Raw genomic sequence first — 12,754 nt, forward strand, 5'->3', positions numbered from 1 at the left:
CTTTTCGCATCATGAATCAATTTGTCTTCGAGATTGTCAGCTCTTTGAAGTAGGAAACAAATAACATCAATACTAGCATAAAAAAGCCAACCACAGCGCCAACTCCTGTGTAAAGAATAATTATTTTGCTCGCCTTAGGTTCCGAAGGGCTTCCAGGAATTGAAACAGGTTCAAACTCTGAAAAAAGAGGGGTTTCTTTTTTGACTTGGATTTGAGCCTGTTCAAGTTGATTAGACAAAGTACTGTAAATATTAAAGGCCAGGTTATATTCAAAAGTAAGGTATTGCTCTCTTGATTCAGCCAATTTGGTCATCCTGCCCTGATTGGAATCCCGAAACGTTGCCAACTCTTTTTGTGCCTTTAAATATTCGATTTCAGCCTCTGCTTTTCTTTCACTAATGAAATCCAAGTCTAGCCTCAGTTTTTCTGTTTTGTAGTTGGAAAGGTAAGTTATGAGTTTTTCAATTACTATAGTGTTCAACTGTGCGGCAACATTTCTATCGGGCATTTTAACTGTAAGCGATATAATTCTTCCATCGCTAGCGATACTTATCCGCCTTTTAAGCTGAGACATCACCTTTTTTTCTTCCCCAGACAAAATGAGCACGGAAGGATAGTCTTCCATTTTCTTTCTGACATGTTTAGGGGTTACTTGCTTTTTCTTTTTAGCAAGTCCCAGAAGAATTTTGACATTTAAGGGGAAGTCCTTCAAATAGTCTGCTGCTGCCGCAAAGAAGTGCTTAGGTTCTGGCTGAAGGAAAAATTCGTAAAGAGACATTTTCCTTTTTCTTCCAAATTGGAACTCCTCATCCATTAATTCAAGCAGGAAGGGACTACTTCGGAGAATCTGCGGGTACATGTCGGAGTCTAAACCACCAGAGCCGCCGCCGCTGGATTTTCGGTTTGTTCTAACACCCGCCAGGCCGATAAGGTCACTAAGACCACCGGCAGATCCATCGTCACCTCCTTCCGATAAAATCTCAACTGTAGCCTCGTATTCTACAGGTGTGGTATTTGCGACAATCACGCCTATTATAAGAAAAAGAACTATTGAAACTGCCAGGTAAATTTTTCTGCTATAAAACAGCCAGAAAATATCAAGCAGGGCAATTTCTTCCCCAGAAAACGTTTCTCTAACACTTATTTTTTTGTTCCTCATAAAAAAGCTCATCAATTGCGAAGCACCTGAGAATTTACCAATAAATAAAGCGTCAGGAAGCTTGTAGACAGGCCTACAATTTCCTGGATCGAAATGGGTCTACGTGCTGGTGCAAGTGGGACTATAATCTCTGCTCCGGGTTCAATTTGAGGGTAAAATCTAAACCCGAAAAACCGTTTTGTTCGCTTTACTTCTCCATTAGCATAAACAACATAAGATCTTTTTCTACTAGCTACCTCCGAGAAGCCGCCTGCGTTTCCAATATATCCTTTTAATCCTTTTCCTGTTTCATAGCGAGTCGTTGTCGGGTAAAGTACTTCACCTCTTAGTCTCACAGTCTGTAACTCTTTTGGAATAGTTAACAGATCGCCATCTTTCAGTATCAAATCATAAGAAGAACCCGGGTTTCTAATAATCTCCCCAAGATTTATCCCCACCAATTCTGCCTCTTTTGCTTTCATTTCCTTCTCCTTGACGGCACCTGTACGAATAAGTCTCTCCGTCCTGGCCTGCTCAAGAAGCTCGTCGTCGGATCGATTTAATTCACTCATTAAAAGCGCTTCCTTGCCCTTGGTAACATTTGCATCCACTCTTTCGAGCATTTTCTTTTCAGATTCGATATTTTCGGCATCCTTTCTAAGGGTGTTTGCCTGCAAATCCGTCAATTTCTCCAACCTAATTTCTTCTTCTGGTTTGGGCTCATAATATTCTGTCCTCCTCAGAAGCGTTGCCCCCTTAGCATAAGCAAATTGATTCAAACCTCCGGCTCGCTTTACAAGGTCTGAGATTCTCATTGTGACGATATCGAGGGCATATTCTCCCGGATAATTGACCTCGCCTTCAATGGTTACCAACTTTTGTTCCTGATAACCGGGACTTTTTCGAACAAAAACATGATCAAACGGGCTTAGAATAATCTCTCTTTCTTCATCGGCTATAGACAAATTATTGTTGACCGGAAGAGTAATAATTGAAGCTATTTTTCCAGAATTATCGTTGCTAACTCTTCTAGCAATCTCTATAATTGAGTTAGCCGCTGATTCTTTTAGACCTCCTGCCCTAAGTAGCAAATCTCCGATTGTCATGTTTTCGGCATATGGGTAGTTTCCTGCTTTATTAACCTCGCCGCTAACTTCTACAGAGTATTCTTCACGAAGATCAAAAATGCTTACAATACTCAGCAAATCTTCGTTTTGTAGAGGCAGGTCATCAGCTTTCCCTTCAAGGATAGCACCCAAATCTATGGAGGCAGCTTTAAGAGTGAAGTTTTCGGAGGTCCTGTATAAAGTAGCCCTACTCAAAAATGCATCCCCTTGAAGCCCCCCTGCTTTCTTTACCAGTTCTGTTACAGTTAATCCGTCAGTTAATTCATATTGTCCAGGACGAACGACTGGACCTTGCACCTGGACTCGGTTTGAAAATCTGTCCTGAATTTCGCCAATGGTAAAAATATCTCCATCTCTGGGAAAAAACTGTTGCTGTTGCGCCCCGTCAAGGGTTTCAACTGTTTTCATATTGTCGCCCATTCTCGTAACAGTGATCATTTCAGTAAAGGCCAATTCAGTAAAGCCACCCGAGAAGTAAATCAAGTCTTTCAATGTCTCATGAGGCCTTACCTCAAAAAGTCCCTGTATTCTGGTAGCCCCGATAACTTCTACTCTATTTGAAATGGGTCTTACCAGGATGACGTCATTATCCTCCAGCCTCACATTGGTGCTGTCGTCACCTTTAGTTAAAAAAGGATACGTATCGACTTCGGTTACGAGTTTGCCCGATCGGTACACCTGAATATGGCGAAATGTACCATTGGTAGTCGGGCCGCCAGCTGCATAAAGGGCGTTGAAAACTGTGGACATGGAGGGCAATGAATAAGTACCAGGACTCTTCACCTCTCCAACAATATTCACTTTGATCGTCCTTACATTTCCGACTGTTAGCGACAGAAATGTGTTAGGATTATTTCCTCTGAGGCCTGAGTAATAGGTGGCTAGTTTACCAGTAAGCGTTGAGATAGCGGCCTCAACAGATAATCCACCGATATGAATCAACCCTATAAGTTTCATGTTGATTTTGCCATCGGGAGTGATGATCTCTTTGAAGTTATCGGTTGTTGCACCGTAAATGTTGATTACAACCTCGTCGCCGGGCCCCAAAATATAGTTTTTGGGCGTAGGCATATTCAAATTGGGAGAAAAATCGAGGGGCTTATTGTGAAAGATAGAATATCCAAAGATCTTCTTCTCAAGGCCAGTCAATTCGTAGCCCAAGCTATCACGACCCGTTATTGACTCAAACAAGTTATCACTGCCAAATCTTTGAGTTTTACGCAATGCTTCGGCTGAAGATTCTTCCCTTTTCTCTCTCCTGAGTCTTACATTGCTAACTTGTATTACTCTTCTTTCAAATTTTGCATGCTCAGCGGGGAGCATCCCTCTTTGGCGTGCCAAAGCAATCAACCGATCTTGTGAAACGCCCAATGTCTCCGCTTTTATCAAAAGATCCTCAATTTGTTGGTCTGTAAGCAAATCAACTTTAATTGAGCTCAAATCACCAATGGACTGCGACATCAGATCATTTGAAGTTAGAATGGCACTGAAAAAAAAGATTATTGAAAGTAATCTAAACAACCCGTGCAATCGAGAAAAGGATATACCTATGTTCATTTGTTCAATTAAATATGATAACATTTTTTTGGCAACCGTCTTCAATGCCACAAAACTCAAACAAGAAGCTCAGCCAACTGATTGTAAACGGTCGCAAATATAGATAATTATCCAACGGGAGTTAACCATTGGCATTAATTCTTGTTATGTAACTGGTTTGCATACCCGCTTATTGCGTTTACCCAGAGCTGGGTGATAAACTGACATTAGTCCTGCTCACTCAGCATCAGTTGTGGTGAAATATGTATGACCATGTAGTATTTCTGATTTACTTTGTCTAATGCACAAATCTGCTCGGATAAATCATAAAGGGTTTCTTCTCGCACACCATTTTGTGGGCTTCCAATGCCTGAGGGCTGAAGAGGAGGAAAAAGCTGTCTACTACAATGATTTTGAAGTCCATGGCCTGGTGGGAATTGAAAAAGAGACAGTGCTTACATTTGGACCTCTTTCCGTTCTAAGAAATCATAAAAGTAGTGGATACTCGTCAAAGCTGGACGACCTCGCATGGAATGAGTTGCCGAAAATAAGTTTCGGCCTTTACCTATATGACTTCTGGAATGGTAACATTTCTGAACCGGACAGGCCGAATATTTGGTATCTGAAGATAGATGCCGAAAATGTGATAGTGGCAACTTTTTCCAATAGCCCTTATTTGTTATACCAATCGTTTCCGGAAGAATTTCCTTCCTTCAACAATCCAGTAATTGGCTTATCCACTTCCTTGATTAGATTATGTCACTTGGCACACCTGCCATATGGAACCGACTCTTATCAAATTTCAAAAAGCATGGTACATGCCGATTCGAAGATGTCTTTTACTCATGAAAACAGAGTAACTCAAACAAACATTGGCAATCGGACAGGTAATGAGGGCTGTTCAATAGGAAAAATAGAAACCTTCAGCTTGAATTAAATGGCGCCGAAAAGCAAATTTCTGTCGATGCAGGATTTCATTAGTGTTCTGTTGAGAAGCCTTACAATATGTGTCGCATTTTACTCGACAGGCAATTTTCAGTTGTGCGGACAATCTCTCCCTGCTGGTATGCCTGTTTATGAGGAGTCGATCAGAAGAGCACAATTGCTGGGCCTGGCAGACAGTTCCCATTCCCTAATGGTCAGGCCTATTCATCCTGTCAGCATGGGAATACAAGACGGCATCTATCAGCCCTATGATAAGGCTTTCCTTAAGGACAGTAATAAGAAAAATTTCTCGTCCATACACTTATTGAATCGAAAAGGTACAGTTGCCTTATTACCTCCCTCCTATCAATTTCAATTCAACTCAAAACACCCTTACGGGTGGGCTGATGGTGCTATGATTCCCAATCGGGGATACCAACACGTGATGAGCGTAGGAGTGTATGGAAAAATCGGACCCTTACATATTCAATTGCGTCCCGAATGGCTATTGGCTGAAAATCGATCCTTCGAAGGGTTTTCGTCGTTATTTTCTCAAGGAACTCAGGACGCACGGTTACATCATTGGCGTTCAGCTGACCCCCCTGAAAGATTTGGACTTTCCCGTTACTCAAGAATACTTCCAGGGCAAAGCTCTATAGCTTTACATTTTGGGCCGGTTAGGGTTGGTGCCGGCAATGAAAACATATGGTGGGGGCCAGGTCAGTTTAATTCTCTGACTTTTAGTAACAACTCAAGGTCTTTTGAGCACCTAACACTGTCCACTTCAAGACCTGTAAGAACCTGGGTTGGTAATTTTGAAGGACAACTTTTATTGGGGCGACTTCAGCCACCAGATTTTCTGCCACTATATGGAGATGGCATCACCATTTCTAAAAACCCGGATTGGAGGTACCTTTCTGCAATCATGTTATCCTACAACCCGAAATGGGTGAATGGTCTTTTCATAGGCGCTGCAAGAACTTTCCAACAGTATGGGGAAGATCTTACCCCATCTTTTGGCGGCTATTTCCCTGTTTTTCAGGCTTTCCAAAAAGAAACGGTTGGTTTGGCTGTGGATGACTTGAAGCAGGATCAGCAAATCGCTGTTTTCCTCCGGTGGGTCTTTCAAAAATCCCATGCGGAGGTGTATTTCGAATTTGGAAGGAGAGATCATGCACTCAACTGGCGGGATTTTATGATGTCGCCAGAGCATGCAAGGGCGTTTTTATTCGGCTTTTTTAAGTTGTTCGAGATTCGCAATGCAGATCATATTCAAATAAGGGTTGAACACACTCAGTCTCAGCAGTCTATTAATCACTTGATCAGGTACTACGGAGATGGTGGCGGGCAAAGCTGGGGAGCCCACCTCCCAATTCTCCATGGCTTCAGCCACTACGGCCAACAACTTGGCAACGGTGTGGGGCCGGGGAATAATGCGCAAACGCTGGAGGTGGCCTGGGTGAGAGATATCAGGAAGGTGGGGATCATTTTCGAAAGGCTTGAGCACCAGATGGACTTTTTCAACAGGGCCTTTAGGGATGGGTCATCGGCAAGGCCATGGGTAGATGTCAGCACCGGGCTAGTCGGACATTGGCGGTTTAACAGGTTGGTGGCTAATGCTCGTATTCAATTTATCCGGTCCCTCAACTATCAATGGCAACAAGGTTTCGTTTACCCCGGAGGCCAAAACGCCAGGGGTGTGGACAGGTTTAATCTTCATAGCTACATGGGAGTAACTTATTTGTTTTGATAACCGATCCTGAAACGAAAACGATGTCCGCAAAAAAAATATCCTTGTTCGCCTTCTGTTTCCTGATCTACAAGCTTCTTGCGGCTCAATCGTTGCCTGTCGGCTTTTCCAATGCTGAGGACTTTCTGCGTCGGTCCCAATTGGTCAATCAGTTCGACTCGTCGGTTTCTTTAGGCGTTAGGCCCCTTACCGTCATGAGCAATCTTGAGAAGGTTTCTTCAGCAGGGTTTAAAAGCGATGGGCTTTTTGAAGTAATACCTCTGACAAAAGACGATTCATTATACATATTGCCCGTGTCGCTGGTTACCAAATTCAACTCCCACCACCCAACTGGTTGGAACGACGGAAGTTTTGCACCCAACAAAGGGCTGCAAACAAGGCTCAGTGCGGGCGTCTTCCTTCAACACAATAAATGGAGCCTGCAACTCAACCCTGAACTTATCTACTCCGAAAACAAACCCTTCGATCAGTTTACTGATGATCATTATGACGTCATCTGGCAGCGCATCTACAGGTGGTGGAATACGATCGATGAACCAGTCAGGTTTGGCACGGAAAATTCCTTTAGGTTTCACCCCGGGCAGTCATTTTTAAAATATGATTTGGGTAGATTTTCTGTGGGAGCGTCCTCGGAAAGCCTGTGGTGGGGGCCTGGGAAAAGAAACTCATTGATCATGAGCAATAATGCTCCCGGATTTTATCATTTGACCTTCCATACAAATGGTCCTGTACAGACAGAAATTGGTTCTTTTGAGGGGCAATTCATTTCCGGAATTTTGGCAAACTCCGGGTTTACACCGCCTGAGCCTGAGCGCAAATTTTTGCAAACACAACTTTACTATGCTCCTAAAAACGAATCGAGGTACCTTTCCGGTGTCACCCTGGCATGGCAACCAAAATGGGTGCCTGGTTTGTTTTTAGGTTACTCAAGAACCTCGCAGGTTTACTATTGGGAAATTAAGTCCTTCCGGGATGTTCAGCCATTTTTGAATGGAAAAAGGGAAGAAGGGGTGGAGCCCAACCCTAAGCTCACCAACAACCAGCAACAATCGTCCGGCTACCTTCGCTGGCTGCTACCGGAATCGAATGCCGAGTTTTACATAGAATATGGCACCAACGGTCGAACAAGGGGCCTTAGAGAGTTTCTCGTTCAGGCAAACCGTCATAGGGCATTTACCATCGGGCTAAGTAAGATATACCCAATTAAAAAAAATCGATTCGTTCAGTTTGATGCGGAAATTACCCAGCTTGGCCAGGTAGTGAGAGAGGTAGTGAGAGATGCTGACAGCTGGTACACGGATAAATATGTTCGGCAAGGTTATACTAACCAGGGGCAGGTGATTGGTGCAGGAATCGGGCCAGGGAGCAACGTCTTTTACTTTGAAACAAGCTGGTGGATGGGCATGAAAAAGATTGGCATTTTTGCGGAGCGCCTGGTTCATAATAACGACTTTCTGTATTATGCCTACGAAGACTCCAAGGATTGGAGACGCTTTTGGACAGATCTTAGTGCAGGTGTTGTTGCCGACTGGAAATTTAACCGGTTGGTTTTGTCGAGCACTTTTAGGTGGACAACATCGTGGAACTACCAATGGTATTTAATACAAGAGCCAGGAGATCCCTATTTTGTGAAGGGTCGCGACGTCAACAATATCTACGCCACCGTGAATGCTGCCTATTTTTTCCGCTGAGGTCTTAGCTTGTTGAACACTTCAATGTATTGTTCAGCGACATGGTCCCAGGTATATCTTGCGGTTATGCCTTTGGACGAAGCATATTTCATACGTTGAGATTCTACAGGCATGCTTTCAATATCAAGAATCAACGCTGCTATGGAGTCTTCGTTTTTGCTAAAAAACAAACCGAATTTATCATCCTGGAGCATCTCTCTATTGAACCTGGTGTCTAAAGCAAGAATGCACGAGCCGTAAGCCATTGCCTTGAGCATGGTTGGATTGGTGCCACCAAATTCATGGCCGTGGAAATAGGCGAAAGCGTTGTGATACAACTCGGCCAGTTCGTTTTGATTAGTTACATATCCTGTAAACAATAGCCTCGCATCTCTATCGGCCATTGCCTTTATTTTTAAAGAATACTCATCTTTATAGGGGACATCCCCCACAATGACCAGTTTCCTTTTGCTGCTGGTTTTGTGAAACCCTTCTACAATCAAATCTGCGTTATTGTCCGGAATCAGACGTCCCACAATTAGGTAGTAGCCATTTGGTGTCAAACCCCACTTCTCTATCAGGCCAGGTTGTTCGGACTTCCTAATATTCGCTCCATAGGCAATCACCACAGAGTCTTTGTTAAATAGGTCCAAGTATGTTTTTCGCATTTCCTCTGAATCGTTGACGATCTGGTCATACAATTTGGTAGCTAACCATGAGGCAAAGTAGAAGTACCTGGAGCCAAGGCCTTTCCATTTGGGGCGCAACCACTCCATGCCATCGACGTTGATGGCCGTTTTCTTCCGAAATAATTTTGTGATAATTCCGAATGGCCCATTAGCGGAGTTCACCGCAAAAATTACATCTACGTCCGTAAAGCAAGCATGAATGACAGACAGGAACGAGTGGACAAATTGGCTGAGGATCTTCGTTTCTATCGAGGGTAAATACACTAGTTTAATGCCGTTCACTTCGGTGGGCCTTTCCAAAAACAAAGCCTTGTGACAATACACTGTGACCGAAACTCCCCTGTTGACCAGGCGCTCTGACAACTCTTTAACGAGTGTTTCGTAGCCGCTGTACACGTAAGGGTAGCCTCTTGAGCCTATAATTGCTATCTTCATTAACTGGTGTGAATAAGGCTTTTTTGTCTCGCTTTATTTGGATGGTTCTGCATCGACTTCGTTTGAATTACCCGTTTAGCCAATAGGATGTGAAAGATTTTTCTACTTTTGCCGACTATGACCCAATCTTTTATCCATAAGTTGTGTCTGAAGAAAAAATGCACACCTTTATTTCTGTTATTTACGTCAACTATAATTGCTCCAACCTAACTATCGCCTCAATAGGGTCATTAGAAACCCACTGCAAAGATGTTTCATTTGAAGTAATTATCGTCGACAATGCCTCCAAAGTTGAAGAAAAACATGTGCTTGACTTGTGGGCGGGGCAAAACCCAGCAAAAAATGTGAAAACCATCTGGGCAGAGCAGAACCTGGGATTCGGGAAAGCAAATAACCTGGGAGCAAGTCACGCAACTGGCAAATTTCTGTTTTTTCTCAACCCTGACACATTGATTTGCAACGATGTACTATCAATTTTCTCCGAATTTCTTGAAACGTCAGCACCTTCTATAGTTGCTTGTGGTGGTAAGCTTCTGACTGCGGAAAAAGAGCCTACAGCCTCTTACGGCAATTTCCCCGGAGTACTTCAGGAGCTGGGCAACATAGGCCTGGGTCTTAGTTTTATCCTTGGCAGACATTATCAAAGTCGAATTGCTATTAACTCTGTCACACACCAGAAAGCCCCAGCGAAAGTGCCCTACATAGTTGGGGCCGATATTTTTATTTATGCTGATACCTTTAATAACCTTTACGGATTTGATGAAAGTTTCTTCATGTACTACGAGGAAACCGACCTATTTTTTCGACTATCAAGAAAGGGGCTCGATTCATATATAGTACCTGCTGCAGAAATTATTCATTTGGAGGGGGGGGCAATAAAAGCTTTATCCAAAGAAAGCTTCAATCACAAAAAGTTTGAAATGCTTCTTGCCAGTAAATTGAATTATTATCAAAAATGGTCAACGGGTTTTTTATTGCCATTCATTAAGCTAATATTCCTTCTTCAGATCGTTATCCAGTTTTTGAAGGGGCGGATGGGGGGTAAATTAAGTCCGCTTCTCGAAAGCTATTTTTCAATTGTCTTCAAAGTCAAAATGAACAGTACTAGCGCATTTTGATCACAAAGGCACCCAAAAAACGAACTAAGTTTTGATACAAAGACAATGAGGTTCGTCGCTCAAATTATAATAGTTTTGAAGCAACCCAGGATTTATGAAATTAGTAGTTGACACTCACCATTTGATGTTAGAGAATGCCGGCACAAAAAGGGTGACTGTCAATTTGCTTGCTGAGTTAAAAATGACTCCCGGAATTGAAGTGACAGAACTTCAGCCAGGCTATTCTATCGACAAAGGAAAAAGTGTGGCTAGTAAGTTGAAGGGACATTTGATGCGTTTTATATGGGTGCACCTCCACTTGCCGATCAAGTGTCGTTTGATAAAAGCCGATTTTCTGATTTCTCCTGAGTTCAACACACCCATGTTTAGGCCTTGTCCCAGGGCGGTAATTGCACACGACGCCCATATGCGGGCACAGAGGGAGTATACAAGTGCCTTGTGGTTTTATTTCTACTACATCCCGTTTATCGAATTGGCTATCAGAAGATCAGACTTGATTTTCACTGTGTCGGAATTTGCTAAAAAACAGGTAGTTAGTTTGATGAAAGTGAATAGCGCAAAAGTGTTTGTGGCCTACAATGGGGTTGACGAGCTTTTTCTTAGAGAAAAAAAGCCCGCAGCTCTTCCAAATGGTCTTTCAAAAGACCTGTACATCCTGTTCATTGGAACCTTTGAAGCAAGGAAGAACGTAGAGCGATTGATTGAAGCATTTGGCGCATTAAAGAAAAAGCACCCCAAACAAACGAATAAGCTTAGGCTGGCAATAGTGGGACAGCCAGCAACCGGGATACACTCAGACAGAAGTCAGCAGATTTCGGTACTTATTAAAAAGCTGGAGCTCGAATCAGATGTAGTCATGTGTGGATACGTTCCAGACGATCTTCTGCCTTTTGTCTACCAAGATGCTGCCTTTATTGTCTTTCCGTCGTTGCAGGAAGGTTTCGGCCTGCCGATTGTCGAGGCTTTCGCTAGTGAAACAGCTATCATTACCTCCAATGTTTGCTCAATGCCAGAAATTGCCGGCGAGGCAGCACTGTTAGTCGACCCGTACAATGTCGGTGACATACTGGAGAAGATGGAGCTTTTATATTTTGACATTGCGCTTCGCCAAAGGCTTATTGCTGCTGGTAAACTACGATTGAAAGAGTTTACCTGGAGAAAATGCGCCGATAAGATGCTGTCGAAAATTTTACCCCTTGTTAACAAAACAGCAACAAAATAAGGCATGAAAAAGAAACTAGCCTTTTTCATTCTGAACTGCCTTCTTCTGGTACTGAGTTTACCCAGGAGGCTGAGAGGTAGGCACACCGACTTCGATTTACTTACGCCAAGGAAGATATTAATCATCCGGCTAGACTATATTGGCGACGTCGTCATGGCATCACCGGCATTTTCTTATTTGAGAAGTCGCTTCCCCAATTCCAGTATTTCTCTGCTAACTAACAGCATTTCAAGAGAGCTTTACAAAAATGACGAAAATCTCGACAAAATCTGGGTGTACAACTGGCCCTGGAGGCTTCTGAGAAAAGACAACGGCTTTAGCAAGGCAAAAATCAAAGAGCTCTTTCATCTCATTAGGGCGTTGAGAAAAGAAAATATTGATCTTGTAGTTGATTCCAGGGGCGATAGTCGGTTCGTTTTCTTATTTGGCACGCTGGTTGGTGCCAGGATCAAAATCGGTAACTCGAGATCGGGCAATAATGGTTTTGTCGATTTCGCATCGACTTACGATGTTGATAAGCACGAAGTTGAAAGATCATTTGACGTTTTAGGTTGTTTCGGGGGAGGCCAGGTTAAACCTCAACCGTACATACCCCTGTCAGTTGAGGCACTCGAAAATGCAAAAAAGCTCTTAGAACCTTCAAGCGGTGCCCCGGTGGCACTGGTAGCACCCTACTCCTCGAAAGACGTCAAGTCATGGCCTGCTGATTATTTCAAGGACGTGATTCAATATCTGGTGAATAACAAATATCATGTATATGTGGTAGGCGCAAAAGACGATTCCGAAAGTGCAGCAGCACTTATAAGCAGCTTTTCTTCAAGCGTTTACTCGTTAGCTGGCAAAACGTCAATTCTCGAACTGGCAGCCTTGACATCAATTTCTCAACTAGTCGTAGGTGTTGATACCGGCGTTTTACACATCGCCTCTTGTTTCCAAACACCAATTGTCGCCATTTTTGGGCCTACCCGTTCATGCGAGTACAGGCCTTACTCCAACCTTTCAACTGTGGTTGACAACGGAACCTGCCAATGCGATCAACTTACTCATGCAAAATGCGACGTGCCATTGTATGGCTATGCAAAATGCATGTCTGAACTTACCCCTGAAACGGTAATTGAGGCTATCAAAAAAATTTAGCCTACTTT

General features: G+C 43.2%; 9 protein-coding genes. 6 read left to right on the forward strand and 3 right to left on the reverse strand.

From position 1 onward, the window contains the following. Positions 1–16: 16 nt before the first annotated feature. Together ACMVP2_RS11395 and ACMVP2_RS11400 are read right to left on the reverse strand one after the other, a co-directional pair. Positions 17–1,159, reverse strand: a complete 1,143-nt coding sequence (locus tag ACMVP2_RS11395) for a hypothetical protein (RefSeq protein ID WP_339784472.1) — start codon at positions 1,157–1,159, stop codon at positions 17–19. Between the two features lie 11 nt (positions 1,160–1,170). Next, complete coding sequence (locus tag ACMVP2_RS11400) at positions 1,171–3,726, reverse strand: SLBB domain-containing protein (protein ID WP_339784474.1); 2,556 nt, start codon at positions 3,724–3,726, stop codon at positions 1,171–1,173. 376 nt (positions 3,727–4,102) lie between these two features. Between ACMVP2_RS11400 and ACMVP2_RS11405 the strand changes: the two genes are divergently transcribed. From ACMVP2_RS11405 to ACMVP2_RS11415, 3 genes are read left to right on the forward strand one after another with little or no spacing between them, the layout of a single operon-like run. Next, on the forward strand, positions 4,103–4,738 hold the full coding sequence (locus ACMVP2_RS11405) for a hypothetical protein (RefSeq protein ID WP_339784476.1): 636 nt from the start codon (positions 4,103–4,105) through the stop codon (positions 4,736–4,738). Continuing rightward, the gene (locus tag ACMVP2_RS11410; RefSeq protein WP_416867776.1) at positions 4,739–6,475 is read left to right on the forward strand and encodes a capsule assembly Wzi family protein; all 1,737 of its coding nucleotides are present in this window, start codon (positions 4,739–4,741) and stop codon (positions 6,473–6,475) included. Positions 6,476–6,498: 23 nt separating this feature from the next. Next, the gene (locus tag ACMVP2_RS11415) at positions 6,499–8,166 is read left to right on the forward strand and encodes a capsule assembly Wzi family protein (protein WP_416867777.1); all 1,668 of its coding nucleotides are present in this window, start codon (positions 6,499–6,501) and stop codon (positions 8,164–8,166) included. Here the strand turns inward: ACMVP2_RS11415 and ACMVP2_RS11420 are convergent. After that, a complete protein-coding gene (locus ACMVP2_RS11420; RefSeq protein ID WP_339784482.1) occupies positions 8,151–9,269 on the reverse strand; it encodes a glycosyltransferase in 1,119 nt (372 codons plus the stop codon). The genes ACMVP2_RS11415 and ACMVP2_RS11420 overlap by 16 nt on opposite strands. Positions 9,270–9,427: 158 nt before the next feature. On the opposite strand from ACMVP2_RS11420, the gene ACMVP2_RS11425 reads away from it, so the two are divergent. The 3 genes from ACMVP2_RS11425 (at position 9,428) to ACMVP2_RS11435 (ending at position 12,746) form a co-directional block, all read left to right on the forward strand. Continuing rightward, positions 9,428–10,387, forward strand: coding sequence for a glycosyltransferase family 2 protein (locus tag ACMVP2_RS11425; RefSeq protein ID WP_339784484.1), 960 nt, complete (start codon positions 9,428–9,430; stop codon positions 10,385–10,387). A gap of 94 nt (positions 10,388–10,481) precedes the next feature. Further along, on the forward strand, positions 10,482–11,609 hold the full coding sequence (locus tag ACMVP2_RS11430; RefSeq protein WP_339784486.1) for a glycosyltransferase family 1 protein: 1,128 nt from the start codon (positions 10,482–10,484) through the stop codon (positions 11,607–11,609). Positions 11,610–11,612: 3 nt separating this feature from the next. Further along, the gene (locus tag ACMVP2_RS11435; RefSeq protein ID WP_416867778.1) at positions 11,613–12,746 is read left to right on the forward strand and encodes a glycosyltransferase family 9 protein; all 1,134 of its coding nucleotides are present in this window, start codon (positions 11,613–11,615) and stop codon (positions 12,744–12,746) included. Positions 12,747–12,754: the final 8 nt, after the last annotated feature.

Origin of the sequence: Imperialibacter sp., from assembly GCF_048007035.1 — a bacterium.
Classification (GTDB): Bacteria; Bacteroidota; Bacteroidia; order Cytophagales; family Cyclobacteriaceae; genus Imperialibacter.